At 72.3% G+C, this 25,435-nt stretch carries 27 protein-coding genes and 1 pseudogene; 16 read left to right on the top strand and 12 right to left on the bottom strand.

The genetic code is table 11. The features are described from left to right. Together AB0L56_RS30915 and AB0L56_RS30910 are read right to left on the bottom strand one after the other, a co-directional pair. Positions 1–728, bottom strand: a 728-nt coding sequence (locus AB0L56_RS30915) for a maltotransferase domain-containing protein (protein ID WP_365429284.1), incomplete at its 3' end; no start/stop codon positions are given. A 73-nt stretch (positions 729–801) separates the two neighbouring features. Then, complete coding sequence (locus AB0L56_RS30910) at positions 802–1,104, bottom strand: DUF5133 domain-containing protein (RefSeq protein ID WP_365429281.1); 303 nt, start codon at positions 1,102–1,104, stop codon at positions 802–804. Positions 1,105–1,489: 385 nt separating this feature from the next. Here AB0L56_RS30910 and AB0L56_RS30905 point away from each other — a divergent pair, with 385 nt between their 5' ends. After that, a complete protein-coding gene (locus AB0L56_RS30905) occupies positions 1,490–2,002 on the top strand; it encodes a pep a2 (RefSeq protein WP_365429278.1) in 513 nt (170 codons plus the stop codon). Continuing rightward, positions 1,999–4,143: a glycogen debranching protein GlgX gene (gene glgX, locus AB0L56_RS30900; protein WP_365429275.1), complete on the top strand. Its 2,145-nt coding sequence runs from the start codon at positions 1,999–2,001 to the stop codon at positions 4,141–4,143. The genes AB0L56_RS30905 and glgX overlap by 4 nt, the downstream gene beginning before the upstream one ends. Positions 4,144–4,321: 178 nt before the next feature. On the opposite strand, the gene AB0L56_RS30895 is transcribed toward glgX, so the two are convergent. Further along, complete coding sequence (locus tag AB0L56_RS30895) at positions 4,322–5,125, bottom strand: VOC family protein (protein ID WP_361033869.1); 804 nt, start codon at positions 5,123–5,125, stop codon at positions 4,322–4,324. A 242-nt stretch (positions 5,126–5,367) separates the two neighbouring features. Between AB0L56_RS30895 and AB0L56_RS30890 the strand changes: the two genes are divergently transcribed. Next, on the top strand, positions 5,368–5,694 hold the full coding sequence (locus AB0L56_RS30890; RefSeq protein ID WP_361033872.1) for an ANTAR domain-containing protein: 327 nt from the start codon (positions 5,368–5,370) through the stop codon (positions 5,692–5,694). A gap of 214 nt (positions 5,695–5,908) precedes the next feature. Here the strand turns inward: AB0L56_RS30890 and AB0L56_RS30885 are convergent, their stop codons facing one another. Beyond that, the gene (locus AB0L56_RS30885; protein ID WP_361033875.1) at positions 5,909–6,700 is read right to left on the bottom strand and encodes an RNA polymerase sigma factor SigF; all 792 of its coding nucleotides are present in this window, start codon (positions 6,698–6,700) and stop codon (positions 5,909–5,911) included. Positions 6,701–7,195: 495 nt separating this feature from the next. Between AB0L56_RS30885 and AB0L56_RS30880 the strand changes: the two genes are divergently transcribed. Further along, positions 7,196–7,717, top strand: a complete 522-nt coding sequence (locus AB0L56_RS30880; protein WP_361033877.1) for a hypothetical protein — start codon at positions 7,196–7,198, stop codon at positions 7,715–7,717. A gap of 16 nt (positions 7,718–7,733) precedes the next feature. On the opposite strand, the gene hemC is transcribed toward AB0L56_RS30880, so the two are convergent. From hemC to ligD, 3 genes are all read right to left on the bottom strand, one after another. Continuing rightward, the gene (gene hemC / locus AB0L56_RS30875) at positions 7,734–8,669 is read right to left on the bottom strand and encodes a hydroxymethylbilane synthase (RefSeq protein WP_361033880.1); all 936 of its coding nucleotides are present in this window, start codon (positions 8,667–8,669) and stop codon (positions 7,734–7,736) included. 81 nt (positions 8,670–8,750) lie between these two features. Further along, complete coding sequence (locus AB0L56_RS30870; protein ID WP_365429269.1) at positions 8,751–9,527, bottom strand: NPP1 family protein; 777 nt, start codon at positions 9,525–9,527, stop codon at positions 8,751–8,753. 145 nt (positions 9,528–9,672) lie between these two features. After that, on the bottom strand, positions 9,673–10,653 hold the full coding sequence (ligD, locus tag AB0L56_RS30865; RefSeq protein WP_365429266.1) for a non-homologous end-joining DNA ligase: 981 nt from the start codon (positions 10,651–10,653) through the stop codon (positions 9,673–9,675). A gap of 90 nt (positions 10,654–10,743) precedes the next feature. Between ligD and AB0L56_RS30860 the strand changes: the two are divergent. Next, positions 10,744–10,869 (top strand): annotated as a pseudogene (locus tag AB0L56_RS30860) (MarR family transcriptional regulator); the annotation flags it as partial. 105 nt (positions 10,870–10,974) lie between these two features. On the opposite strand, the gene AB0L56_RS30855 reads toward AB0L56_RS30860, so the two are convergent. Further along, the gene (locus AB0L56_RS30855; RefSeq protein ID WP_365429263.1) at positions 10,975–11,307 is read right to left on the bottom strand and encodes a hypothetical protein; all 333 of its coding nucleotides are present in this window, start codon (positions 11,305–11,307) and stop codon (positions 10,975–10,977) included. 190 nt (positions 11,308–11,497) lie between these two features. On the opposite strand from AB0L56_RS30855, the gene AB0L56_RS30850 reads away from it, so the two are divergent. Together AB0L56_RS30850 and AB0L56_RS30845 are read left to right on the top strand one after the other, a co-directional pair. Next, positions 11,498–11,878, top strand: a complete 381-nt coding sequence (locus AB0L56_RS30850) for a hypothetical protein (RefSeq protein ID WP_361033899.1) — start codon at positions 11,498–11,500, stop codon at positions 11,876–11,878. Beyond that, complete coding sequence (locus AB0L56_RS30845) at positions 11,875–12,342, top strand: peroxiredoxin (RefSeq protein ID WP_365429290.1); 468 nt, start codon at positions 11,875–11,877, stop codon at positions 12,340–12,342. The genes AB0L56_RS30850 and AB0L56_RS30845 overlap by 4 nt, the downstream gene beginning before the upstream one ends. Before the next feature lie 486 nt (positions 12,343–12,828). Here the strand turns inward: AB0L56_RS30845 and AB0L56_RS30840 are convergent, their stop codons facing one another. Both AB0L56_RS30840 and AB0L56_RS30835 read right to left on the bottom strand, forming a co-directional pair. Then, positions 12,829–13,437, bottom strand: a complete 609-nt coding sequence (locus AB0L56_RS30840; protein ID WP_365429260.1) for a DNA polymerase ligase N-terminal domain-containing protein — start codon at positions 13,435–13,437, stop codon at positions 12,829–12,831. A 56-nt stretch (positions 13,438–13,493) separates the two neighbouring features. After that, positions 13,494–14,324, bottom strand: coding sequence for an aldo/keto reductase (locus AB0L56_RS30835; protein WP_365429257.1), 831 nt, complete (start codon positions 14,322–14,324; stop codon positions 13,494–13,496). Between the two features lie 182 nt (positions 14,325–14,506). Between AB0L56_RS30835 and AB0L56_RS30830 the strand changes: the two genes are divergently transcribed. After that, a complete protein-coding gene (locus tag AB0L56_RS30830) occupies positions 14,507–15,481 on the top strand; it encodes a TauD/TfdA family dioxygenase (protein ID WP_361033911.1) in 975 nt (324 codons plus the stop codon). Positions 15,482–15,494: 13 nt separating this feature from the next. Here the strand turns inward: AB0L56_RS30830 and AB0L56_RS30825 are convergent, their stop codons facing one another. Continuing rightward, positions 15,495–16,115 (bottom strand): L-threonylcarbamoyladenylate synthase, encoded by a 621-nt coding sequence (locus AB0L56_RS30825; protein ID WP_361033914.1) that lies wholly within the window; start codon positions 16,113–16,115, stop codon positions 15,495–15,497. 156 nt (positions 16,116–16,271) lie between these two features. On the opposite strand from AB0L56_RS30825, the gene AB0L56_RS30820 reads away from it, so the two are divergent. The 4 genes from AB0L56_RS30820 to AB0L56_RS30805 all read left to right on the top strand — a co-directional run bounded on the left by AB0L56_RS30820 (position 16,272) and on the right by AB0L56_RS30805 (position 20,968). Next, positions 16,272–17,759, top strand: a complete 1,488-nt coding sequence (locus tag AB0L56_RS30820) for a helix-turn-helix domain-containing protein (protein WP_365429253.1) — start codon at positions 16,272–16,274, stop codon at positions 17,757–17,759. 268 nt (positions 17,760–18,027) lie between these two features. After that, complete coding sequence (locus AB0L56_RS30815) at positions 18,028–18,264, top strand: hypothetical protein (RefSeq protein WP_365429250.1); 237 nt, start codon at positions 18,028–18,030, stop codon at positions 18,262–18,264. 160 nt (positions 18,265–18,424) lie between these two features. Continuing rightward, a complete protein-coding gene (locus AB0L56_RS30810; RefSeq protein WP_365429247.1) occupies positions 18,425–19,237 on the top strand; it encodes an alpha/beta fold hydrolase in 813 nt (270 codons plus the stop codon). 72 nt (positions 19,238–19,309) lie between these two features. Beyond that, complete coding sequence (locus tag AB0L56_RS30805) at positions 19,310–20,968, top strand: catalase (protein WP_365429244.1); 1,659 nt, start codon at positions 19,310–19,312, stop codon at positions 20,966–20,968. Positions 20,969–20,972: 4 nt separating this feature from the next. On the opposite strand, the gene AB0L56_RS30800 is transcribed toward AB0L56_RS30805, so the two are convergent. Continuing rightward, positions 20,973–21,860, bottom strand: a complete 888-nt coding sequence (locus tag AB0L56_RS30800) for a fructosamine kinase family protein (RefSeq protein WP_361033929.1) — start codon at positions 21,858–21,860, stop codon at positions 20,973–20,975. A 300-nt stretch (positions 21,861–22,160) separates the two neighbouring features. Here AB0L56_RS30800 and AB0L56_RS30795 point away from each other — a divergent pair, with 300 nt between their 5' ends. The 4 genes from AB0L56_RS30795 to AB0L56_RS30780 all read left to right on the top strand — a co-directional run bounded on the left by AB0L56_RS30795 (position 22,161) and on the right by AB0L56_RS30780 (position 25,334). Beyond that, positions 22,161–22,484 carry a hypothetical protein gene (locus tag AB0L56_RS30795; protein ID WP_361033932.1) on the top strand — a complete coding sequence of 108 codons (324 nt, stop codon included), beginning with the start codon at positions 22,161–22,163 and terminating at the stop codon, positions 22,482–22,484. Between the two features lie 72 nt (positions 22,485–22,556). Continuing rightward, on the top strand, positions 22,557–23,099 hold the full coding sequence (locus AB0L56_RS30790; protein ID WP_361033935.1) for a DoxX family protein: 543 nt from the start codon (positions 22,557–22,559) through the stop codon (positions 23,097–23,099). A gap of 91 nt (positions 23,100–23,190) precedes the next feature. Next, a complete protein-coding gene (locus tag AB0L56_RS30785) occupies positions 23,191–23,754 on the top strand; it encodes a hemerythrin domain-containing protein (protein WP_365429239.1) in 564 nt (187 codons plus the stop codon). A 308-nt stretch (positions 23,755–24,062) separates the two neighbouring features. After that, complete coding sequence (locus AB0L56_RS30780) at positions 24,063–25,334, top strand: MFS transporter (protein ID WP_365429287.1); 1,272 nt, start codon at positions 24,063–24,065, stop codon at positions 25,332–25,334. Positions 25,335–25,435 lie beyond the last annotated feature (101 nt).

Here is a 25,435-nt window from a genome sequence, read left to right as displayed (position 1 = left end):
GGGGGGAGGTAGACGACGTCGAAGCCCATCGCGGCGATGGCGGGCAGCCGGCGGGCGGCGGTGTCGAAGGTGCCGTGGGGCTGCTCGGGTGTGCCTTCGGAGCGGGGGAAGAACTCGTACCAGGCGCCGTACAGGGCCCGTTCGCGTTCCACCAGCAGTGGCAGCGGGTCACTGCTGGTGACCAGTTCCCGCAGCGGATGCCGGGCCAGCACCGCGTCCACCTCCGGCGTCAACGCCGCCGCCAGCCGGGTGGCGCAGGGCAGGGAGTCGTCGCGCAGGGTGCGGGCCGCCGCCAGCACCGCGTCACGTCCTTCGCCTCGCGGTACTCCGGCCGCCGCGCGTTCATGGAGGTCGGCGCCCTCCTCCAGGACCAGTCCGGCGTCAATGCCCGCCGGAACCTTGATGCCGGCGGTCCTGCGCCAGGTGGCCACGGGGTCTCCCCAGGCCTCGACGCGGTACGTCCACAGGCCCGTGGCGTCCGCGACGACCTCCGCGCCCCACCGGTCCGTCCCGGGCGCCAGCTCCCGCATCGGCGTGAACGGTCCCGGACGCCCCTGCGGGTCCCTCAGCACGACATCGGCGGCGACCGCGTCGTGACCTTCCCGGAACACGGTGGCGGTGACCTCGAACGCCTCACCCACGACGGCCTTCGCCGGCCGCCGGCCGCAGTCGACGGACGGGCGGACGTCCCGTACCGGGACACGACCGATGGTCCGGGTGGTCTTCATGGGGTCTACGCACCTCCGCCGTGCTCGGCGCCCGGGCGGACGCCCGGGCGTGGGACAGACAGCGGCGGGAAGGTCAGGGCCTTCCCGCCGGAGAGCGCCGCTCGAAGGCCGGCGGGCCCCTTCTGACCGTGGCGGCCGGACGGGGCCTGTCGTTCCGCTCCTGCAGATAGGTGACCGCGGTGGTGCGCAGATACCGTTCGGCGGCGTCCGCCGCCTCCCGCGCGCAGCGCTTTCCCATCAGCACGCACAGGGTGTAGCCGGAGTCCTCGAAGGTGGCCCGTACCGTGTGGTCGGTGGGGGCCGCCAGCATCACGCGTTCCCAGGCCCGGTAGCGACGCAACTGCCGGGCAACTTCGGCTTTGGCGGGTAGCAGCATGCGCCGTTCACCTTTCCGGGGCTCGATGGAGGCGCGTTGTCCCGACGGTCGGGCGGGCGCGTGCGCACAGATGCACGGACCCGTAACGGCGATCGAGGTCTTCCCACATGGTGCACGGGTGATGACGCAACGTCTTGTTGGGTTTTCAACCGCCCTGGCGGGGGTCTTCCGTGCGGCGACACCCCTCTCGTCCGCTCACTTGTTCGCCTCATACGCGTCATTACGGCTCATACGCCTCAGCCGTTCGCTCGTGTTGCACGAATGGACCAACCCCCGCACTCTGAAGGTGACTCAGAAGCGAAACCCGCTCACATTCCGTGTTCGGGGGTTCGTCCCGAAGTGGGCGAGAAGGAGCGCGAGCGTTCGCGGTGAGGAGCCGACAACCATGAAAACCGCAGTGCCCTGCTACTACCACCTCGACGTGGAAGTCAGCCCCGAGAAAGTCGGACAGGTCAGCCGCATACTGGCCGCCCACCTCCGGTTCTGGGACCTGGAGAACCTGATGGAACCGGTCTGCGGCGGCGCCGAGATGCTGCTGCGCGCCATCGACGAGCATGCCACCGACAAGAACACGTCGATCGAGATGTGGTGGAACGGCCAGCACCTCATCACGGCCATCGGGGACAACGACCGCGCCCTCCGCCCGGACCAGGAGCTGCGCGGCTGCCTGGAGCACATCGCCGCGAGCAGCGACGGCTGGGGCTGCTGCGCCACCGAGACCGGCAGCAAGGTCATCTGGTTCTCGCAGCGCGCCCGCGCCGGGGAACGCGTCCCGCTGGTGCCGACGGCGCCGGACCCGCGCGAGAGCGAGGGCCTGGACCTGCCCCGCGAGGTGAGCGTGGCGACGCTCACCGGCCGGGTACGAACGCCGGGCGGCCTCCTGGAGGAGGTCCGGTGACCCGGCGACATACCCGGAAAGGGGCGCCCGCGTGGAGCGGGCGCCCTTACCCGCTGGGTGCGTCCTACGACGGGGAGGGCACCAACTTCGCGCTCTTCAGCGAGGTCGCCGAACGCGTGGACCTGGTCCTGGTGCACGACGACGGCCGGCACAGCACGGTACGGCTCACCGAGGTCGACGGCTTCGTCTGGCACGGTTACCTCCCGGGCGTGGGCCCCGGTCAGCGCTACGGCTACCGGGTGCACGGCCCCTGGGCCCCGGCGGCCGGCCACCGCTGCAACGCGGCGAAACTCCTCCTCGACCCCTACGCCACCGCCGTGGACGGACAGATCGACAACCACCCCTCGCTGTACGAGCGCGACCCGCACGGCCCCGACCCGGCCGACAGCGCCGGCCACACCATGCTCGGCGTGGTGACCGACCCGGCCTTCGACTGGGGCGACGACACCCGGCCCTGCCGTCCCTACTCCGACACGGTGATCTACGAGACCCACGTCAAGGGCATGACCCGCACCCACCCCGACGTCCCCGAGGAACTCCGGGGCACCTACGCGGGGCTGGCGCACCCCTGTGTGCTCGAGCATCTCACCTCGCTGGGCGTCACCGCCGTGGAACTGATGCCGGTGCACCAGTTCGTCCAGGACGGTGTGCTGCAGAGCCGCGGCCTGGCCAACTACTGGGGCTACAACACCATCGGCTTCTTCGCCCCGCACAACGCCTACGCCGCCCACGGCACCCGGGGCCGGCAGGTCACCGAGTTCAAGAACATGGTGAAGACCCTTCACGCGGCCGGGCTGGAGGTGATCCTGGACGTCGTCTACAACCACACCGCCGAGGGCAACGAGAAGGGCCCCACGCTCTCCTTCCGGGGCATCGACAACTCCTCGTACTACCGTCTGGTGGACGGCGACTGGCGCCATTACTACGACACCACCGGCACCGGCAACAGCCTGCTGATGCGCCACCCCTACGTGCTCCAGCTGATCATGGACTCGCTCCGATACTGGGTCACCGAGATGCATGTCGACGGATTCCGGTTCGACCTCGCGGCCACCCTGGCCCGGCAGTTCCATGAGGTGGACCGGCTGTCGGCGTTCTTCGACCTGATCCAGCAGGACCCGGTGATCAGCCGCGTCAAGCTGATCGCCGAACCCTGGGACGTGGGCGAGGGCGGCTACCAGGTGGGCAACTTCCCGCCGCTGTGGTCCGAGTGGAACGGCAAGTACCGTGACGCCGTACGGGACTTCTGGCGAGGGGAGGAGCACACGCTCGGCGAGTTCGCCTCCCGGCTGACCGGCTCCTCCGACCTCTACGCCCACAGCAGGCGCCGGCCCCGCGCCAGCGTCAACTTCGTCACCGCGCACGACGGTTTCACGCTGCGCGACCTCGTCTCGTACAACGACAAGCACAACGAGGCCAACGGCGAGGGCAACCGGGACGGCGAAAGCAGCAACCGGTCGTGGAACTGCGGTGTCGAGGGCCCCACCCGCGACCCGGCCGTGCGCGAACTGCGCGCCCGCCAGCAGCGCAACTTCCTCGCCACGCTGCTGCTCTCGCAGGGCATCCCGATGCTCTCCCACGGCGACGAACTCGGCCGCACCCAGCGCGGCAACAACAACGCCTACTGCCAGGACAACGAGATCAGCTGGATCGACTGGCGGCCGACCGACGAGCGGCGCAGGCTGCTCGACTTCACGCGCACGCTCATCTCCCTGCGCGTGACCCACCCCGTGCTGCGCCGCCGCCGCTTCTTCCGGGGCGAGACCGTGCGCCACGCGGGCCAGCCGCTGCCCGACCTGGTGTGGCTGCTGCCCGACGCACAGGAGATGACCGACTTCGACTGGCAGCGCTCCGACGCCCACTCGGTGGGGGTGTTCCTCAACGGCGACGCCATCGCCGAACCCGGCCCGCGCGGCGGCCGGCTGGTCGACGACTCCTTCCTGCTGCTGCTCAACAGCCACTGGGAACCGGTCGACTTCCGGCTGCCGGACGCGACCTACGGCGAACGCTGGACCGCCCTGATCGACACCGCCGACCCGGACGGCGCCCCCGACGAGGCGGAACGCAAGGCCGGCACCACCCTCACCGTCGACGCCCGCAGCCTGGTACTGCTGTCCCGCCCGTCCCGCACCCGGCGGTGAGGGCGGCGGGCCCCGGGGAGGTTAGGACCTGTCCGGCGCATCCTGCCGGGGACGCGGGGTCTGGCACGCCCATCTGCGGCGTTGTCCCTCCTCAGCCTTGAGCTGGACGCACCAGACCCCGCTCACCTGGGTTGAACGGCGCCGCCTCTTTCCCCCGACTTGATCCGCCGGACAGGCCTTAGCGGTCCCGGCGCGAGGTCACCGTGAACTGGGCCCCCTCGTTGTCGCGGAGCACGGCCTCCTCGGGACCCTCGGACAGCACGCTGCCGCCGTGCCGCTCGGCCCCGCGGGCACAGGCGGCCACGTCCTCCACCACGAAGTGCACCTGCCAGTGCGGCCGGATGGCCGGATCGGGCGCCGACCCCACCGCCCCCGACTCGATGCGTGCCACCACGTCCCCCTCGCTGCGCACCACCACCTCTTCGTCCTCGTAGTACACCTCGCAGCAGCCGGGCTCGTCGGACGCCCAGTCGAAGACCCCGCCGTAGAAGATCGCCGCGTCGAAGGCGTCCCGGGTGTGCAGCCGGATGAAGGCAAGCTGTGCGCGGCGCCAGGCGTGCCAGTCGGTGAACAGCTTGCCCTCCCAGATCCCGAACGTCGCACCGTCCCGGTCGGCCAGCAGCGCCGCGCGCCCGGGCGGCAGCGAGATCGGGCCGACCGCCGCCGTGCCGCCGCGCTCCTGCACCCGGGCCGCGGCCTCGTCCGCGCTGCGCACCGCGAAGTACGGCGTCCACGCCACCGCCATCTGCCACATGCCGGCCACCGCGGCGAGCCCGGCCACCGGCCGGCCGTCGGCCAGGGCGATCCGGAACCGGTCGCCCAGGCGCATGGGACGCCACTCCCAGCCCAGCACGGCCGTGTAGAACTCCTCGGTCGTCTGCACGTCGCGGCTGGTCAGACTCACCCAGCAGGGCGCACCGAACACGGAGTGCGTCGAGACGACGTCCGTCGCGCCGGCGGGGGAGGGCATGTCGTGGTTCATGAATTCGCGTCCTGATCTCGTCGGCGTAGCAGCCACCCGTATGGCACCAGTGTCCGCCGGGTACCAGCCGGGGCGCCTGCCGAGTACCCCGCCGGTGGCCCCGAAACGGTGCCTCCGGCTGCCTCCGGGCCACCCCGGTGGCACAGGGCGGCCCGAGTGGAGACCATGGATGGACCGGCACTGGGTGAAGGCACTCAAGCACTAGTCCAAGGCACCACGAGAGCGGCACACCGGACCCGGAGGTGACCATGCCCACGGACGGGGGCGCGGACCGGATCCTCCAGCTGGAGGAAGAAGTACAGCAGCTGAAGGACGCGGTCGTCTCGCACGCGGTGGTGGACCAGGCGATCGGCATGATCGTCGCACTCGGGCGGGTCTCGCCCGACCAGGGCTGGGCGGTGCTCAAGGAGGTCTCCCAGCGCACCAACATCAAGCTGCGCAACGTCGCCGACATGATCCTCGTCTGGGGGCGCACCGGAATGCTGCCCGCGGACGTGCGGACGGTGCTCGAGGAGGTCCTGGACCGGCTCGGCCCCACCCGGCCCCTGCGCGTGCGCCCCGAACGCTGACGCGACGCCCGCCGCCGGGCGGTCAGGGCCTGTCCGGCGGATCATGCCAGGGACGCGGGGTCTGGCACGCGCATCTGCGGCGTTGTCTTCGCTCGAGCGGGGGGACCCATCGCGTCGACTCCCTCCTCCGCCTTGCAGCTGGGCGCACCAGACCCCGCTCACCTGGGTTTGCAGGCGCCGCCCTTTTCCCCCGACTTGATCCGCCGGACAGGCCTTAGCCGGCCTCGGTCAGCAGTTCCTCGCGCAGCTGGGCGAAACAACCGCTCAGCAGCCGGGAGACATGCATCTGCGAGATGCCGAGCTGCGCGGCGATCCCGCTCTGCGTCATGCCCTTGAAGAAGCGCAGATAGAGGATGATCCGCTCGCGCTCCGGCAGGGCCTGGAGACAGGGCCGCACCGCCACCCGGTCGACGACCGTGTCGAAGCCCGGGTCCGGACCGCCGATCGCGTCCTGGAGGGCGTACCCGTCGGTACCCGGCATCTCCGCCTCCAGCGACAGCGCGGAGAAGCACTCCAGCGCCTCCGTCCCGGTCCGCACCTCGTCCTCGGTGAGCTGGGCGTGCGCGGCGATCTCGGCGACCGTGGGCGCCCGGCCCGGGGTCGTCTGCGACAGTTCCTTCGCCGCGTGCCGCACGCGGTTGCGCAGGTCCTGGACCCGGCGCGGTACGTGCAGGGTCCACATGTGGTCGCGGAAGTGGCGCTTGATCTCGCCGGTGACGGTGGGCACCGCGTACGCCTCGAACGCGTTGCCGCGCGCCGGGTCGTAGTGGTCGACGGCCTTCACCAGACCGAGGGCCGCCACCTGGTACAGGTCCTCCAGGGCCTCACCGCGGCCCCGGAACCGGACGGCGATCCGCTCGGCCATGGGCAGCCACGCCGTGACCAGCTCGTCGCGCAGCGCACTGCGCTCCGGCCCTTCGGGCAGCCCGGCCAGACGGGCGAAGGCCCCGGCCGTGTCGGGGGCGTCGTCGTGGGAGTGCGGCTTCCTGGGACTGACGGTACGCATCACGCGCACCTCCCTGAGCGGGGTGCCGGATGGACAGACCCCGTGGGAAGCGGCGGCTCGGACCGGGACGGGCCCGGGGCCGGCGAGCCGGTCCCCACGGACGTGCCTCCTGTCCGAAGCACTGAGAATCCCATTCCCCGTCCGCCCGCATTTCAAAACGGGTACCGGAATGCACGCGCCACGCATTCCGAAATGCGCACGGTCCGGAAGTGAGGGAATTCGTGTGGTGAAATTCCCGGGCCGGTGCGCGGGGCGCCGGGCCGCCGCGCGGCGGGGGCGCGCACCGCCCGGGCGGCCTCCTGGTGACCGGCGCGGCGGACGTGATGTGCGGCACGCCGCGGCCCGGCCCCGGTCCGCCGGTCGGGGGATTCCTCCAGCGCAGCGCTTGATCACCGATCAGATCGGGCGAACTACCTGACCACAGCGCATTCCGCTCGTTTGACACTGCGCTGAGCCCACAGATAGGAAGCAGCGGACGAAGTCGAGAGGTGCACTGTGTACGAGCCCAACGTGGTCGGGGACTGGCAGGAGTACGACGAGCATGCCGGTCTGCGGGTCCGCGTCCACCGTCTGGAACCGGGTGAGCCGCCGCGCGGACGGGACGACGCCGCGGAGGGGCTGACGTACTTCCGTGTCCGCGTGACCGTCGAGAATCGCGGCGGCCGGCCTTTTTGTATTCATCTCGAGGACGGTCAAATCGACGTACGGACCGGCCCGGACGGCGAGAGCGCATTCATCGACTGGCGCAACTCGCAGTTCATCGAGGGATTCGACGTGTACCCGCTGCGCCGGGCCACCGCGGTGCTCTACGCGGCCGGCCCCGAGGCTTCCCTGAGCCACGTCGACGTCCAGGTGCAGTTGCGCGCCGACGAGGAGTGGACCGGCCGGCGGCTGTGGACGGGCGGCGTCGGGGTGCCCGAGGGATCCGCGGGGACGCCCGTCGGCGCGTGCCGGGACTCCCTGGCCCATCAGGTGAGCGTCTTCCTGCAGGAACAGGCGGAGGAAGGCACCTCCTGAGCCTCCTGAGCCGGGCTCAGTGCGGGATGCCGTCGATGATCTCCCGGGCGCCCTGACGCAGCAGGGCCACGGCGACGGACGTGCCGAGCGTGGCGGGGTCCAGCCGCCCCGCCCATTCGTGCGCGTTCAGCCGGGTCTTGCCGTCCGGGGTGAAGACACAGGCCCGCAACGACAGTTCGCCCCCGCGGTCCACCCGCGCGTAACCGGCGATCGGGCTGTTGCAGTGGCCTTGCAGCACGTGCAGGAACATGCGTTCGGCGGTGGCCTCACGATGGGTGTCCGGGTCGCCGAGGGGACTGACCGCGTCGATCAGCCCGGTGTCGCCCTCCCGGCACTGCAGCGCGAGGATGCCCGCGCCGATGGGCGGCATCATGACCTCGGTCGGGAGCACGTCGCTGATCACGTCGGTGCGACCGATGCGTTCCAGGCCGGAGACCGCCAGCAGCAGGGCGTCGGCCTCACCGGCCGCCAGTTTCTCCAGCCGCCGGTTGGCGTTGCCGCGGAACGGCACGCAGCGCAGCTGCGGGTGGGTGGCGGCCAGCTGGGCGATGCGGCGCACCGAGGAGGTGCCGACCCGGGTGCCGGGCGGGAGCTCGTCCAGGCCGAGTCCGCCCGGGTGCACGAGGGCGTCGCGGACGTCGTCCCGCTCGAGGAACGCGGCGAACACCGTGCCCGCCGGGAGCGGCCGGTCGGCGGGCACGTCCTTGAGGCAGTGCACGGCCAGATCCGCCTCACCGGAGAGCAGCGCGGCGTCCACCTCCTTGGTGAACGCGCCCTTGCCCTCCACCGCCGACAGATCGCCCAGCCACTTGTCGCCGGTGGTTCTGACGGGCACGACCTCGGTGCGCACCCCGGGCCGGGCGGCGGCCAGCTCCAACCGGACGCGGTCCACCTGGGCCAGCGCCATGGGCGAGTCGCGGGAGACGATACGGATCAGTTCCGGGACGGACATGCCGACACGATAGACCTCGCGGCGCCCCTTCCGTGCCCGGAACGCCGCACGGCGCTCGTGGCGTCAACTCCCCTGTGACGCTCAGGCGTTCGGGTCGAAGGGGATGCCCGGCGGCTTGGCCGCCGCCAGGTGGGAGGCGAAGCTGCCGTCCTTCAGGCCGAAGTGGGCGCTGCCGAAGTCGTACGAGACGAGCCGGTCGCGCAGGCCCGGCGGATAGCCGTTCCACCCGATCAGGGCCGGGTACTGCCAGCTGCCCTCGTGGTTCTCCGGCGGCTCGTCGCCCGCGCGCGCGAGGCGGAAGCAGTGGGTGCCGATGCCGTCCTTGTGGTAGACGATCTTCGGATGCGTCCCGTCGAAGCGGACCGCCGACCGTGCGTGGACCGAGAACGAGCCGTGGTTGGACGTCGCGACGTACTGGGCGGAGCCGTTCTGCACCCACACCACGACGTGCTCCCAGTCGTGGCGGTGACCTCCGAGGTCGATGCCCGGCAGTGCCTGGTCCTTTTCGAAGTACAGGGCGTAGACGATGGCGCACCAGCCGTTGTTGCACATGGAGCGGGCGTAGCCGTTGGTGTTGTCCAGGTCCGGGGCGTCGCGGCAGTTGCCGTTGAGGGCGCCGGTCGGCTTGAGGCCGGTGTTGACCGCGCCGTCCGGTCCGATCGCCGGTGTCGGGTAGCAGCCGTCGGTGTCGTAGTCGTAGGCGGGCTGGAAGGTCCGCTCCAGTGCGTCGGCGTGGGCGGGCAGGGCGGGCGGGGGAGCGGCGAAGGCGGTGGCGGGGAAGGCGATGACGAGTGCGGCCGCGCCGGCCAGGACGGTCAGCCATCTCCTGCGGCGCGTTCGGGACGTGCTCGACGACACTGCGTCCTCCTCTTGGACCGGGCGCAGCCCAACGGCTGTGGGGGGCAAGGGAGTTCAGCATCCCGGTTGAACGCATACATGCCAAGAGGGTGGCGACGTGCCGTCGGTGGAGCCCGGCGCGGCACTCACCGCGCCGGGCTCCGGATCACACCATGTCGTCCGGAATGTCCGCCGCCGCGTCCCCGGGAGCGAGGTCCGGGCGCAGGCGCAGCCAGGACGGCTGGCGCAGCATTCCGTTCCGGGTGCGGGTGCTGTAGCGGACCTCGCCGACCAGCCGGGGCACCACCCAGTACGCGCCCGGGGTGGCCGGTACGGGGTCGAAGGGGCACACGTCGGTCGCCGCCTCCCGCAACAGCCCCGCGAGCTCCGTCCGTTCGGCCTCACTCCAGCCGGTGCCCACGCCGCCGACGTACCGCAACCGCCCCGCCGCCCGCTGTCCGACGAGCACGGCCCCCGGCAGTCCGCTCAGCCGCCCCTTGCCGGGCAGCCAGCCCCCGATCAGCACGTCCTCGCTGCGCATGTTGCGGATCTTGATCCAGGCACGGGACCGCACTCCCGGTTCGTACACCGAGTCCAGCCGCTTGCAGACCAGACCCTCGAGTCCGTGCTCGGCGGTGGCCCGCAGCGCCTCGGCTCCATGACCGACGATGGACGCCGGGGTGGACCACGCCGGCCCGTGGAGGCCAAGACTCAGCAGCGCCTCGCGGCGCGCGGTGTAGGGCAGGTGGATCAGTGACCGCCCGTCCAGATGCATCACGTCGAACAGCACCAGGTGGACCGGGACCGCCGCCGCCCGCCGGGCCGCCCGGGCGGGGGCGTGCGCCAGGCCCATACGGGACTGCAGCAGTTGGAAGCTCGCACGGCCTTGCTCGTCGAGGGCGAGCACCTCCCCGTCCAGGACCGCGGACCTGGTGCCGAGGGCCGTGGCCAGCGGATGGAGCTCCGGGTACGCGGCCGTGATGTCCTGACCGGACCGGGCGCGCAGGCGGATCGTGCCGTCCCCGGGGAGGTAGACCACCACCCGCTGGCCGTCCTGCTTGGTCTCGTACGCCCAGCGGGTGTCCGCCGCCGGGGGCGGCAGGGAGCCGGACGTGGCGAGCATGGGCGGGATCAGCGGCAGGGTCACGGGTGAGGTGTGAACGGCCCCACCGGCCCCCAAGCCACCGCCGCCGGTGATTCCCCTGAACGGCCCCGGCTGACGGGCCGGCGGCCGCGGGTGGGGCGGGACGGTTCCGCACCCCCGCTCCCCGACGCCCCCGCCGCCGAGCAGGTGGCCGAGATCGAGCGCGCGCTCCACCGCATCACCTACCTGAGTGCGCGCGCCCGTCGGCACGAGCGGCTGACGGGCCGGCGGCCGCGGGAGGGGGGACGGGTCCGCACCCCCGCTCCCCGACGTCCCCGCCGCCGAGCAGGTGGCCGAGATCGAGCGCGCGCTCCACCGCATCACCTACCTGAGTGCGCGCGCCCGTCGGCACGAGCGGCTGACAGCCGTGGCGGGCGTGCCGCTGGACCGGGCGGCGGTTGCGCCGCTGCGGAAGATGGCCGACGCCGAGCAGATGCGGCCGGAGAAGCCGGCCGCCCGCTGGGCGTGGAAGCCTCGCACGTCACCCGCACGGTGCAGCAGCTGCACAGGTCCGGCCACGTCACCGGCGTCCCGGACCCCGACGACGGGCGCGCCCAGCGCACCGAGCTCACCGAGACCGGCCGGCAGGCCATCACCCGGAACCGTGGGGCCGGTGTTCGGGGAATGCAGGCCGCCCTCGCCGACTGGTCGCCCCACGACCTGTGCCTGCTTGCGGGCCTCTTCCACCGTCGACGTCTTCCTCGCCCACGCCGCCGACGAGGACGCGGAACCCGCGCCCTGCGCCTGACCCGGACCGTCGCCGGACCTCCCCGCGCGGCCGGAACCCTTTCCTCCACGGCGACTTACCGTCCGGTAGTATCCCGCGGCAGTCATCGGAGGAGGAACCGTGTCACGGTCCGAACGCTCACCCCTGCTGCTCGCCGGTCTGCTGGCCGCCGCCGGCACCGCACACTTCGCCGTACCGCGCCAGTTCGACGACATCGTGCCGCGCTCCCTGCCCGGCTCGCCCCGGACCTGGACCTACGCCAGCGGTGCCGTGGAACTCGCGCTGGCCGCCGGCGTGGCACTGCCCCGCACCCGCAGGACCGCGGCACGTGCCGCCGCGGCCTTCTTCGTCGGTGTGTTCCCCGCCAACGTGAAGATGGCCGTCGACTGGCGGCACCGCCCCACCCCGCAGAGGGCCGCGGCCTTCGGCCGGCTGCCGTTGCAGCTGCCGCTGGTGCTCTGGGCGCGCGGCGTCGCGGAGAACGCGGGGGGCCGGTCGTGAGCGGGCGCCCCGAGAAGGGAGACACGGTCGAGGACTTCGCGCTGCCGGACGAGACCGGCACCGTACGACGGCTTTCGGACCTGCTCGCCGAAGGGCCGGTGGTGCTCTTCTTCTACCCGGCCGCCCTGACCCCCGGCTGCACCGCCCAGGCCTGCCACTTCCGCGACCTGGCCGCCGAGTTCGCCGTCGTCGGAGCGCGACCGGTGGGCATCAGCGCGGACCCCGTCGAGCGACAGGCGGAGTTCGCCGGACGGCACACCCTCGGCATGCCGCTGCTGTCCGACCCGGACGGCACCGTCCGTGAGCGGTTCGGGGTGAAGCGGGGCATCGCCCTGGCGCCCACCAAACGGGCCACCTTCGTCATCGGGCGGGACCGGACCGTGCTCGAGGTCGTACGCAGCGAACTGAGAATGAACGCGCACGCCGACCGGGCGCTCGCCGCCCTGCGCGACCACAGCGCCTGACGCCCGGCACACCCCGGGAGGGGCGGCGGCATCCGGCCGTGGTTGAGAGCGGACGGCTGGGGGCCGCCCGGACGCTGACATGGGGCGTGGCGACCGACCGCACCGGGGCAGTACTCAAACGCCGGACGGGCTGGTGTGTCAGCCCGTCCGGCACCATCCAGCCCCTCCGGCGTTTGAGGAGCGGGGTCTGGGGCGGAGCCCCAGGGACGGGAGGGGTTCCCCGCCGACGAGGCCGTGGGCCGCGCCGTGCGCGAGCTGCTCGCCGCGAGCGCCGCCCGGCACCCCGCCCGTTCCGTCGGGAACGGTCGAGGTGCGGCACCGCGACGGCCGCCCCGTGCCGCTCCGGCTGACGGTACGGCCCGTCGTGCGAGGCTCCGAGCGAATATGTGATCACCGCGGAGCCGGCCGGACGGGCCGCACCGAGCAGACACACCGGCCGCGGCAAGACGATCCGGACCGGACAGCACCTGCCGGAGTACTGACCGCTCAGTCCCCGGCGTGCTCGGCGGCGATTTGTGCGAGGGTGCGGCCGGAGCGGACCGACCGGGCCCGGCGCGGATCGGGGGCGCCGCGGCCCCGGGCACGCCCCTTCGCCGCCCGGACGAGCAGCCACGCCTCCTCGCCGTCGTCCCCGCTGCGGAAGCGGGTGAGGGCGTACTCACCGCGCAGCTTCGACCCGTGCAGCCGGAAGGTGGCGTGCCCGCGTTCCAGCGATTCCGCGAAGTCGATGGGCCGGCCCTGGCGGTCGCGGCTGAGCGGCTCGTACGTGCCGTGGTCCCAGACGATCACCGTGCCGCCGCCGTACTCACCGGGCGGGATCACGCCCTCGAACTCCTCGTACTCGAGCGGATGGTCCTCCGTGGGCACGGCGAGGCGCTTGTCCCGCGGATCCTCCGGGGGGCCCTTGGGCACCGCCCAGGACTTCAGCACGTCGCCCACCTGGAGCCGGAAATCGAAGTGCATCCTGCGTGCGTCGTGGATCTGCACCACGAAGCGGGGCCGGTCCCCCGGCTCGGCCCCGCCTCCCCGGGGCTCGCCGGTCCGTGCGAAGTCCCGCTTGCCGTGGTAGTCCCGCAGCCGGTCCTCTTCACCCACCGTGCCGCTCCCTTCCGGTACGCCACCGCCGATGCGCGCGGCTGGCGGGTACCCGGTCAGAACTCCTCGTGCACCTCCGGATCGCCGCCGAACCGCCGGTGGGCGCGGTCGGCGAGGCTCCGCATCTCGGCGTCGTCCAGCTCGAAGCCGAACACGTCGAGGTTCGCCCGCTGCCGCTCCGGGCTGGACGACTTGGGAACGGGAACCGCGCCCAGCTGGATGTGCCAGCGCAGCACGGCCTGGGCCGGGGTGACGCCGTGGGCCTCCGCCACGGCGACGACAGCCGGATCGTCCAGCACGGTCACGCCCCGTCCGAGCGGGCTGTAGCTCTCGGTGAGCACACCCTTGTCCGCGTGGTACGCGCGCAGTTCCTCCTGCGGGAAGAAGGGGTGCAGCTCGATCTGGTTGACCGAGGGCAGCACCCCGGTCTCCTTCTCCAGCCGCTCGATGTGGGCGGGGTTGAAGTTGGAGACCCCGATCGACCGGATCAGACCGTCCTCGCGCAGCTTGATCATGGCCTTCCAGGAGGCGGCGTACCGGTCGACTTGGGGGAGGGGCCAGTGGATCAGATAGAGGTCGACGTACTCCAGACCGAGCCGGGCCCGGGACTCCTCGAAGGAGGCGAGGGTCTGCCCGTAGCCGTGGTGCCGGCCCGGGAGCTTCGTCGTCACGACGATCTCCTCGCGGGGAACACCGGACGCGGCCACGGCACGGCCCACACCGGTTTCGTTGCGGTAGTTGGCCGCCGTGTCGACAAGGCGATACCCCATCTCCAGGGCCGTGCCGACCGCCCGCTCCGCCTCCGCGTCGTTCATCGGCCAGGTGCCCAGGCCCAGGGCGGGGATCGTGGTGCCGTCGTTGAGGGTGTGGGTCGGAATGCTGGTCACGGCGGGGCCTTCCGTCGGGAGTGTCCTCCCCTCAGCGTCGGGGACGACGGGGCGGTGATCAACCGGACGACGGAGCCCCGCCCTGCGCGGCCCTGTCGCCAGGCCCGCGCTTCGCTGCCACGATCTTCCCAGGAGCCGGCCCGTACGGGGCCGGCGGAGAGGCCGACGGAGTGGGGACCCGCATGACCACGGACAGGGGCGGCGCGGCGGACGGAGAGCGTGCCGGGGCGGTGGAGGTCCGTCCCGTCGCCGGGCACATCGGAGCGGACATCACCGGCGTCGACCTCGCCGGGGACCTCGACGACGCCGTGATCGCGGCGATCAGGGCGGCGGTGCTGCGCTGGAAGGTGGTGTTCTTCCGCGGGCAGCGCCTCGACCACGCCGCCCATGTGGCACTGGCCCGCCGGTTCGGCGAACCGGTCGTCCTGCCCCGGCGCGGGAAGGCCTCCCCGCCGGACTTCCCCGAGGTCGAGACGACCGCCGACCGGCTGGAGCTCGGCGGACGGTTCGGCATGGAGCACGACGAGTGGCTGCGGCGGCGCCGCCACACCCTGCTGCGCGGCTGGCACTGCGACCACGGCGCCCGCGTCGATCCGCCGGCCGCGACGATCCTGCGCGCGGAGACCGTCCCGCCGTACGGCGGCGACACCACCTGGTCGAACCTGGCCGCGGCCTATGCCGGACTGTCCGCCCCGGTACGGGAGTTCGCCGACCGGCTGCGTGCCGAGCACCGGCTGGGGGTCGGCTACCAGCCCCGTCCCGGCGACGACGCCTATCTGCGCCATCTGCTGGACCACCAGACGGCCTCCGAGCATCCGCTGGTGCGCGTCCACCCGGAGACGGGGGAGCGGGTGCTGTTCGTCAACGGGTACTACGTCGAGCAGATCACCGGTCTCTCCCGTCCCGAGAGCGCGGCCGTCCTGGAGATGCTGCTGGAGCAGGCCACCCGGCCCGAGTACACCGTGCGCTTCCGCTGGGAGCCGGGCAGCGTGGCGTTCTGGGACAACCGGGCCACCATCCATCTCGCCCCGGCCGACGCGGCGCACCTCGGCCACCCGCGGATCATGCACCGCGTCATGCTCGCCGGGGACGTTCCCGTCGGGGTGGACGGCCGGCCCTCGCAGCCCCTCACCGGCACCGCGCCGGGCCGCTGGTAACCCGGCCCCACGCTCACTCGAAGCGTGAGACGTCGCCCGCGCCCCGCCGTACGATCTCCGCCTCGCCGCCGGAGAAGTCGATGACGGTGGTCGGCTCGGTGCCGCAGTCGCCGGAGTCCAGCACCGCGTCCACCTGGTGGTCGAGACGGTCCTTGATCTCCCAGCCCTGGGTCATCGGCTCGTCCTCGCCGGGCAGCAGCAGAGTGCTGGACAGCAGGGGCTCGCCGAGCTCCTCCAGCAGGGCCTGGGTGACGACATGGTCGGGGATGCGCACGCCGACGGTCTTCTTCTTGGGGTGCTGGAGCATGCGGGGCACCTCCTTCGTCGCGGGCAGGATGAACGTGTAGCTGCCCGGCGTCGACGCCTTGACCGCGCGGAACACGTCGTTGTCGATCCGTACGAACTGTCCGAGCTGCGCGAAGTCCCGGCACACCAGGGTGAAATGGTGCCGGTCGTCCAGCTTGCGGATGGTGCGGATCCGGTCGATGCCCGAACGGCTGCCCAGCCGGCAGCCGAGTGCGTAGCAGGAATCGGTGGGGTACGCGATCAGGGCGTCGGAGCGGATGCTGTCGGCGACCTGGGAAATGGTGCGCGGCTGGGGGTTGTCGGGGTGCACATCGAAGTACTTCGCCATTCATCGAGCTTATGCCGCCGCGCGCGAGCACCACGCACACGGGGACCATGCCGTCCCGCCGGGCACGCGCCGTCGCGCCGGGATGAGCCGCGCCCACCGGTGAGGTAACGTCCCCGGCCTGAGCCGGACGGGCGAGCGGACGAGGGGAGGACCGAAGTGGCACGCCGTGAGGACGGAATCCGGCGGACACCGGCGGCCCGGGAGCACCCCACGTGGGCGCAGGAGCTGCTCGAGCATCTGCGGCCGGCCGGGCGGGATGTCGGCAGGGTCGTCGACTGGCTGGCCGCGACCGCGCACGCGGAGGTGTCCCTCCGGGACGCCGCCGGCACGCTCCTCGCCGGCGCCCGGCTGCCGCTGGACGAGTCCCTCGTCGCCGACCTCGGCTCCGGCCGGATCGCCTCCGCCGCCTGGGAGGGGGACGGACGCCACCAGCGCCTGGTCAGGATCGGCCACCCGTCGGGCACCTGTGTGCTGGCCGTCTCCCGTGAGTCCGCCTTCGACCGGCACACCTCCGACGTCGTGACCTCCACCGCGCAGGTGATCGAACTCCTGCTGACCGCCCACGAGAGTGCCGCCGCGGGGCACCGGCTCCGGCGGGCCACCGCCGATCTGCGGCTGGCGATCCTGCAACTGCTGATGGTGGAGGACACCGTCGCGGCCCGCCGCGTCGCGGCGGGACTCTGGCCGGGCCTGCTGGACGCCGACACGGCGTGCGTCTACGTCGTCGAGTCCGCGCCCGAGCGGCGCGAACGGCTGCTGGCGGAGTGCCTGGACACCACGGGGGAGGAGGCGCTGGTCGTGCGGTGCCCGGCGATGGACGGGCACGTCATCGTCCTCAGCCCCCGCGAGACCACCGCCTCCGACCTGCGGTCGCTGGTCGGCAGGCACCCGGGGACGTTCCTCGGCGGCAGCGTGTGGCAGAGCCTCGCCCGTACCGCCACCGCGTACGGCCAGGCCGTCAGCGCGCTGGCGGTGGCGCGCTTCCGGCCGGACAAGACGGCCGTGTACGCCGAGCGCACCCACCCCGAGCGGCTGATGGAGCCCGCCGCCCTGCGCGGCTGGGCGGCCCGGGTGCTGCGTCCGCTGGACGCGCTGGCCCACCACACCCGCGCCGAACTCCTCGCCACCACCCGCCTCGGCCTGGAGTTCACCGCCGTGAACACCGCCAAGATCCTCGGCCTCAGCCGCAACACGGTACGGGCCCGCATGGAGCGCGTCGAGACGATGCTCGGCGTGGACTTCGACGACGTCACCGCCCGTGCCGTCGTCCATCTGGCGCTGCACACCCAGATCAACCTCCTGGACGGGCAGACGGGCACCGAGCCGGGCGCACCGGCCCCCGGCCTCGCGGGCCTGCTGGCCGGCGATGCCGTGGGCGCCTGGGCTCGGGAACTGCTGGGGCGGCTGGACCAGGACCCCCGCAATGTGCGCCGCACCCTGCGCACCTGGATCGCCGCCGGGGGGAACGCCGAGCGGGCCGCGCAGGCCCTGGGCGTCCATGCCCAGACCGTGCGCGAGCATGTGCGCAGCGCCGAACCGGTCCTCGAACGCCAGCTGCTGGCCACCGGGACCGACCTCTACGAGGTGGTGCTGGCCCATCTCGCCGTGGGCGACCTGGAGCAACCGGTCCTCGCGCGGGGGTGAACCGGGCCTTTCGGACTCAGTTGTGCACGGTTGAGCCCTCCGAGGGCCGCAGCGGGCACCGGTGCGATACACAGGCCCGTTCTCCGCGGCATAGATTTCGAGCCATGGCGGGGGCACGACCGGAACGGGGGACCGGTCGCGCTCCCGCCTCCTTCGCTGTGTGCCGCCGCGGCGTGCGGGTACTCGACCGCCGCTGACAGCGCCCGCCCCTCCGGCGTGACACGGAGACCCGGCGGGCGGGTGGATGAGCACGCGAAGAGGAGACCCGATGACCAGTCAGACGGAGACCGGCGGCGTCACCGGCACACAGGACAAGGACTACAACCTGATCTGGTACGTCGAGGCGTGCCTGAGCAACGCGCTGCGCCTCGAGACCTACATCCAGGACGCCGAGCGCGCCAACGACACGGAGGTCGCCGACCTGTTCCGCAAGGCCCAGGCGGACAGCCGCAAGGGCGCGGAACTGGGCAAGGGGCTGCTGCGCGCCCGCCTGAACGGCGGCTGACCACGCTGTCCCCCGGCCCGGCCACCGTGCGCGGCACGGTGTCCGGGCCCGTACCGGTTCCGGACACCTCGCGCTCCCTGGGCGTACGGCGCTGACGGCCCCGGCGGGCGGCCGCTACCCTACTGGTCGGTAACCGCAGGGATCCCAGGAGGCCACGCCCATGCCGCAGTTCGCTGTCGACGGTGCGGAACTGACGTACGACGACGAGGGCCCGCGCGACGCGGGGAGCGCGCCCCTGGTGTTCATCCACGGGTGGACCGCCGACCGGCACCGCTGGGACCACCAGATGGCACACTTCGCCGCCCACCGCCGGGTGATCCGCCTCGACCTGCGCGGACACGGCGAGAGCAGCGGCAGCGGCGCGCGCACCATCGAGGTCCTCGCCCGCGACGTCATCGCCCTCCTCGACCACCTCGGCGTCGACCGGTTCGTCCCCGTCGGCCACTCCATGGGCGGCATGACCGCCCAGCTCCTCGCCCTCGCCCACCCCGCACGGGTGGAACGGCTGGTGCTGGTGAACTCCATCGGCCGGATGACCTACAGCAGGTCCCGGGGACTCCTGATGGCGGCGTCCACCCGGGTGCCGTTCAGACTGTTCGTCGCCGCCAACATCCAGCGCGCCTTCGCCCCCGGCCACCCCCGCCAGGAGATCAAGGAGTACATCCGCGCCTCCGCGGCCACGCCCCGCGAGGTCGTGATGACCCTGTACTCCGCGATGCGCGCCTTCGACGTCCTCCACCGGGTCCGCGAGATCCGCGTACCCACCCTGATGGTGCACGGCTACCACGACATCCAGCTTCCCGCTCACCAGATGCTGCGCATGGCCAAGGACTACCAGGACGCCGAGATCCGCATCCTCGACGCGGGCCACGAACTCCCCGTGGAGAAGCCCGCGGAACTCACCGCCGCCCTGGACCGCTTCCTCGCCCGCACCCCCGCCACGCCGGAGTCCCCGAGTCGCCGCCCCCGGTGATGCGATGCAGCATGATCCCCGTACGCACGCGACCCGGGGGGACGACGAGCAGCGCAAGGAGCCGACACGATCATGACGGACGTTTCGAGCCGGGGTCCCGCTCCGGGTGACGACCGCAAGGTACTGACCAACCGCCAGGGCCACCCGGTATACGACAACCAGAACCAGCGCACCATCGGCTCCCGGGGCCCGGCCACGCTGGAGAACTACCAGTTCCTGGAGAAGATCAGCCACTTCGACCGGGAGCGCATCCCCGAGCGCGTCGTGCACGCCCGCGGCGTCACCGCCTACGGCTACTTCGAGGCGTACGGCATGTGGGGCGACGAGCCGGTCTCCCGCTACACCCGCGCCAAGCTCTTCCAGGACAAGGGCAAGCGCACCGACGTCGCCGTCCGCTTCTCCACCGTCATCGGCGGCCGTGACTCCTCCGAAGCCGCCCGCGACCCCCGCGGCTTCGCCGTGAAGTTCTACACCGAGGACGGCAACTGGGACCTCGTCGGCAACAACCTGGCCGTCTTCTTCATCCGCGACGCCATCAAGTTCCCGGACGTCATCCACGCCCTCAAGCCCGACCCGGTCACCTTCGAACAGCAGCCGCGCCGCATCTTCGACTTCATGTCGCAGACGCCCGAGTGCATGCACATGCTGATCAACCTCTTCAGCCCGCGCGGCATCCCGGCGGACTACCGCCATATGCAGGGCTTCGGCGTGAACACCTACAAGTGGGTCAACGCCGAGGGCCGGACCAACCTGGTCAAGTACCACTGGATGCCCAAGCAGGGCGTGCGCAGCATGACCGAGGAGGATGCGGCCAACGTCCAGGCCCAAGGGCTCGGCCACGCCACGAAGGACTTCTACGAGGCGGTCGATCGCGGCGATCACCCGGAGTGGGAACTCCTCGTCCAGATGATGGACGACCACGACCACCCGGAGCTGGACTTCGACCCGCTGGACGACACCAAGACATGGCCCGAGCACGACTTCCCGCCCAAGCCGGTGGGCCGCATGGTGCTCAACCGGATGCCCGGCAACTTCTTCGCCGAGAACGAGCAGATCTCCTTCGGCACCGGCGTCCTCGTCGACGGCCTGGACTTCTCCGACGACAAGATGCTCGTCGGCCGGACCTTCTCCTACAGCGACACCCAGCGGTACCGGGTCGGCCCCAACTACCTCCAGCTGCCGGTCAACCAGGCCAAGCACGCCGACGTGCGCACCAACCAGCGCGACGGCCAGATGACGTACTTCGTCGACCACGCCGGCGAGAACCCCGGCGTGAACTACGAGCCGTCGATCACCGGCGGTCTGCGGGAGGGCGTGTACCCGGGGCACGACGAGCAGGGCCCGGAGATCCGCGGCCGGCTCACCCGCGCCCGCATCGAACGCACCAACGACTACCTGCAGGCCGGCCAGCGCTATCTGCTGATGGAGGACTGGGAGCGCGACGACCTGGTGAAGAACTTCACCCACCTGATCTCCCAGTGCGACCGGGCCGTGCAGGAACGCATGGTGTGGCACTTCCTGCTGGTCGAGAACGACCTCGGCCGCAGGGTCGGCGAGGGCCTGGGGATCATGCCGGAGGACGTCGCCCACCTGGAACCCCTCGCCGGCCAGAACCTCACCGACCAGGACCGCAAGCGGCTCGCCAACCTCGGCGACAACCCGCCGCGCGAGGTGCAGGGGCTCACCATGACCCACTGCGTCCCCAACGCACGGCACGCGGTGACCCGCTGACCGGTCACCCCGCGGCGGCCGCCCGTGCCGCCGCGAGTGCCTGCTCGGCGTAGCCGCGGCCGAACAGCACGGCGTGCACCAGCAGCGGGAACAGCTGGTGCACGCCCACACGCTCCTCCCAGCCGTCGGCGAGCGGAGCCGTCTGCCGGTAGCCGTCCAGCACCGCCCGCAGCTCGGGACAGCCGAAAAGGGCGAGCATCGCCAGGTCGGTCTCCCGGTGCCCGCCGTGGGCCGCCGGATCGATCAGCCGGACATGGCCGTCCGCGCCCCACAGCACATTGCCGTTCCACAGGTCACCGTGGAGCCGCGCGGGCGGCTCGGCAGGTCCGGACAGCTCCGGCAGCCGCTCACAGACCCGCTCGATGACGCGCGCCTCGTCCGGGCGGACGGTGCCGTCGTCGACCGCGCGCCGCAGATACGGCAGGACCCGGTGCTCGGCGTACCAGGCGGGCCAGTCCCCGCCGGTGACGTTGCGCATCGGGGCGAGCCCGATGTACGCCTCCACCGGACCGCCCGGCGGCGGCGCCCCGAACGCCGGCGCGCCCGCCGCGTGCAGCCCCGCCAGATCCCGGCCGAACCGCACGGCCGCCTCCCGCGTGGGCCCGCCCCGCGTCACCCGGTCGACGACCAGCCACCGCCCGTCGTGACCGTGTACCTCCGGCACCCGCACCGTCCCGGCCCCGGCGAGCCAGCGCAGCCCCGCCGCCTCGGCGCGGGCGGCCTGCGCCCCCTCGGTCCGCTTGACGACCACGACCCGGCCGCCGTCCAGAACCGCCTCGGTGAGCGAACCGGACACCGCACGCACACCGGTGACCGCCCGCCCGGTGAGCCGGGCCGCCACGGCCTCCGGCCCGTCACCGTCCCGGGCGGCCGTACCGGCAGGGAAGGACATGGGCAGACTCCTCTCATGCGCGGGCACCCAGAGTACGAGGGCCTGTCCGGCGGATCAGGCCGGGGACGCGGGGGCTGGCACGCCCATCTGCGGCGTTGCCGTCGGCAAGGCTCCGCCTTGCAGTTGGACGCACCACACCCCGCTCACCCGGGTTGCACGGCGCCGCTCCTGTCCCCCGGACTTGATCCGCCAGACAGGCCCGCCCTCCCCGGCCGCGCCCGCCGCCGAACGCTCGCGCAGGACGGTGAAATCCGGGCCCCGGCCGATCGAACGGAGCCGCGCCGGGGGAGCACTGGGACCATGACGAGTTCATCGTTCCAGCGCACCCTCACCCTGCCCGCCGCACTCTGTGAACAGGCCGCACAGCACCTGGAGCAGGCCGCCCGGCGGACGGTCGACGGAGCCGGAATCCCGCTGAAGGCGTTCCGCGCGGCCGCCGACAGCGACTACACCCTCCCGGTCTCGGTGGTCGAACAGGCGGCGGGCTGTCTGCTGGTGCTGGCCACGGAGACCGCGCAGACTGTACGTCCCTCGGTCCTGCGCGCCACCATCGGCGTCGCCCTGTGCCTGCGCGACGCCGTCGAGGCGGTCCACCGGCCCGCGCTCACCACCCGGTACTGGTGACGGCACGCCGCATGCCCCCGCCCCCGGCGGGAACCCGGCACACCCGCACCACCGACATCCCAGGAGTAGGCCATGAGTCTGTTGCGTGTCCTCGGCCGGCCGATGCTGGCGTCGATGTTCGTTGCGGGCGGACTGGAATCCGTCCGCCACCCCCAAAACGTCGTAGAGCTGGCGGAGCCCGTCGTACGGCCGATCACCGATCGCGTCCCCGTGCTGCCGGACAGCACCGAGGACTGCGTACGCCTCAGCGGCGCCGTCCAGCTCGTGGGCGGGCTGCTGCTGGCCACCGGACGCATGTCGCGCCCGGCCGCGCTCGCGATCGCCGTCACGCTGGTGCCCACGACCCTGGCCGGACACCGCTTCTGGGAGGAGGAGGACCCCGACCAGAAGATGCAGCAGCGCATTCACTTCCTCAAGAACGTCGCCATGCTCGGCGGTCTGCTGATCGCCGCCGACGACACCGGTTCCGCCCCGTCGCTGCTGTGGCGCAGCCGGCACGCCGCCCACGACCTGCGGCGCGACGCCCACCTGGTACGCCAGTCCGCCCGGGCCGGCGCCCGGCCCGCCGCCCTGGCCGGTCGTGTCCGGTCCGTCCGGTCCAGGCTCTCCTGCTGACACCCCGGCCGCGTTAGCACCCGGGACGTGCGGGGGACCCGGGGGCGGAGTGGACCCGGCCGGGTGCCACCACGAACCGGAGGAGAAGGCCATGGGACACGGAGGCAATGTCGTCGACGAACTGGTGACCGATCACCGGGAAGTCGAGGAACTCTTCAGCAAGATCGAGGAACTGCCGGCCGGCCACCAGGACCGCAAGGTGTACGCAGACCAGGTCACCATGGAACTGGTCCGCCACTCGGTGGCCGAGGAGGCCTACCTCTACCCGGCCGTGCGGGAGCATGTGCCGAACGGGGACGCGCTGGCCGACCAGGAGATCGAGGACCACGACAGGGCCGAGCGCACCATGAAGGATATGGAGCGCCGACAGGCCGACGACGCCGAGTTCGACCGGCTCATCGGCATGCTGATGAGCGAGATCCGTGAGCACATCGCCGACGAGGAGCAGAACCTCTTCCCGCAGCTGCGCGCCAACTGCTCCGAGGAGAAGCTCGACGAGCTCGGTGACAAGGTCCGGAAGGCGAAGAAGATGGCCCCGACCCGGCCGCACCCGGCCGCGCCGGACAGGCCCCCCGCGAACAAGCTGCTGGCACCGGGTGCCGGCATGGTCGACCGGCTCCGCGACGCGCTGAGCGGACGCGGTAAGCACGGCTGAGAACCGCAGATGAGGGCCCGTCGCAGCAGCGACGGGCCCTCAGTGTGCCCGCCCCTGTGAGCAACCACACTCACCGGACCAACTCCCCGTGACCCCACCACATTTGACACGCACAGCCCGGTGATCCACCGGCCCTGTGGAACCGACTCGGCGTTCCTTTCTGTCACGATGGTCGGCGCCCAGTCCTGGTGACGGGAGCCGCCGCGCAGTGCAGCCGGCGTTCCGCTTCCCGCGCCACCTTCCGCCGAGCCCTCCGGCTCGTTTCCGAGTAGCGCACTGTGTCTTTCACACCCACCCCTGCCCAGCCCGTGTCGAACTCCCCCTGGCGCTCCCTGCGACACCGCAGCATGCGCTGGTGGTCCGTCGCGAACTTCGTGTCGAACGCCGGTACCTGGATGCAGCTCACGGTGCAGAACCTGCTGGTCCTGCAGATCACCGGGTCCGCCGCCGCCACGGGTCTGTCCATGTCCGTACAGGCCGCCCCCGCCCTGCTGATGAGCGTCCTCGGCGGCGCGGCGGTCGACCGCTGGCCCCGGAAGCTCACGGCCGCCGTCAGCCAGGCCCTGCTGTCCGCGATCGCGTTCACCACGGCCGTACTCGTGGCACTGGACCAGCTGGACATGACCTCCCTCATGGTGCTGGCCGCCGTCACCGGTGTCGTCGCCACCGTCGACAACCCGGCCTGCGCCCTGCTCGGAAACGATCTCGTCCCCGCGGAGGACGTGCCCTCGGCCATCGGCGTGGGCGCGCTGGCCTTCAACGCGGGCCGGCTCGCGGGCGCCGCGCTCGCCGGCGTGACGGTCGGATTCCTCGGCACCGCCGCCGCCTACTTCGCCAACGGGTTCTCCTTCCTCTTCGTGACCGCGGTCATCCCGTTCCTGCGCCCGGCGGCGGGTGCGGTCCGGCACGTCGTCGAGAAGACCGAGCGCCCGCGGGCCGCCATGACCGTCCGCGAGGGGCTCGCCTTCTTCGCCCGCCGGCCCCGGCTGCTGGCGCTCGCCGGGGTCACCGGGGTCAGCGCCGTCTTCGGCCGGAACTACGGGCTCACCCTCGCCGTCCTGGTCACCGGGCCGCTGGCGGGCGGCGCGGGAGCGTTCGGCACGGTGTCCACCGTCCTCGCCGTCGGGGGGATCCTCGGCGCGGTGCTGGCGGCGCGGCTGCGCAGGCCGTCCGTGCGGCTGGTCGGCGCCCTGGCGGCGACGGGCGCGCTGCTCCAGGTCGTGGCGGGGATGTCACCGTCGCTGGCCGTGCTGCTGGTACTGGTCCTGCCCATGGCCGTCGTGGAGTCCGTCTCCGACACCGCCGGAACGGCCGTCCTGCAGACCGACCCGCCCGCCCATCTGCGCGGACGCGTCCTCGGCGTCTGGGGCAGCCTCGGCACCGTATGGGGACTGGGCGGCCCGCCCGCCCTCGGCCTTCTCATGGAACTGGCGGGCCCGCGCGGCGCCCTGATCACCGGCGGCCTGATCATCGCCGGCTCGATAGCCGCAGGCCACCTCCTCCACACCCACCGCACCCCCACCCCCGTGCCCCTCCCCACGAAGACCCCCCAGACCCCCGCGCTGGAAACCGCAGCCTGACCCATCCAGCCCGTCCGGCGTTTGAGGACGAGGCCCGAAGGGCCGAAAGGGGGGTCTGGGGGCGCAGCCCCCAGGGACGGGACGGGAAGGGGCGGCGGGGG

The organism is Streptomyces sp. NPDC052079 (genome assembly GCF_040680275.1).
Taxonomy (GTDB): domain Bacteria; phylum Actinomycetota; class Actinomycetes; order Streptomycetales; family Streptomycetaceae; genus Streptomyces.
Note: the sequence above shows the minus strand (reverse complement) of the source record. Positions and strands in the feature narration are given on the sequence as shown.

Bases quoted from the DNA above. Each gene is read 5' to 3' on its own strand.
- AB0L56_RS30795 (WP_361033932.1), top strand. From the start codon at position 22,161: ATGACGAGTTCATCGTTCCAGCGCACCCTCACCCTGCCCGCCGCACTC.
- AB0L56_RS30805 (WP_365429244.1), top strand. From the start codon at position 19,310: ATGACGGACGTTTCGAGCCGGGGTCCCGCTCCGGGTGACGACCGCAAG.
- AB0L56_RS30830 (WP_361033911.1), top strand. From the start codon at position 14,507: ATGACCACGGACAGGGGCGGCGCGGCGGACGGAGAGCGTGCCGGGGCG.
- AB0L56_RS30885 (WP_361033875.1), bottom strand. From the start codon at position 6,700: ATGCGTACCGTCAGTCCCAGGAAGCCGCACTCCCACGACGACGCCCCC.
- AB0L56_RS30785 (WP_365429239.1), top strand. From the start codon at position 23,191: ATGGGACACGGAGGCAATGTCGTCGACGAACTGGTGACCGATCACCGG.
- AB0L56_RS30800 (WP_361033929.1), bottom strand. From the start codon at position 21,860: ATGTCCTTCCCTGCCGGTACGGCCGCCCGGGACGGTGACGGGCCGGAG.
- AB0L56_RS30910 (WP_365429281.1), bottom strand. From the start codon at position 1,104: ATGCTGCTACCCGCCAAAGCCGAAGTTGCCCGGCAGTTGCGTCGCTAC.
- AB0L56_RS30905 (WP_365429278.1), top strand. From the start codon at position 1,490: ATGAAAACCGCAGTGCCCTGCTACTACCACCTCGACGTGGAAGTCAGC.
- hemC (WP_361033880.1), bottom strand. From the start codon at position 8,669: ATGTCCGTCCCGGAACTGATCCGTATCGTCTCCCGCGACTCGCCCATG.
- AB0L56_RS30895 (WP_361033869.1), bottom strand. From the start codon at position 5,125: ATGAACCACGACATGCCCTCCCCCGCCGGCGCGACGGACGTCGTCTCG.
- AB0L56_RS30790 (WP_361033935.1), top strand. From the start codon at position 22,557: ATGAGTCTGTTGCGTGTCCTCGGCCGGCCGATGCTGGCGTCGATGTTC.
- AB0L56_RS30810 (WP_365429247.1), top strand. From the start codon at position 18,425: ATGCCGCAGTTCGCTGTCGACGGTGCGGAACTGACGTACGACGACGAG.
- AB0L56_RS30815 (WP_365429250.1), top strand. From the start codon at position 18,028: ATGACCAGTCAGACGGAGACCGGCGGCGTCACCGGCACACAGGACAAG.
- AB0L56_RS30825 (WP_361033914.1), bottom strand. From the start codon at position 16,115: ATGGCGAAGTACTTCGATGTGCACCCCGACAACCCCCAGCCGCGCACC.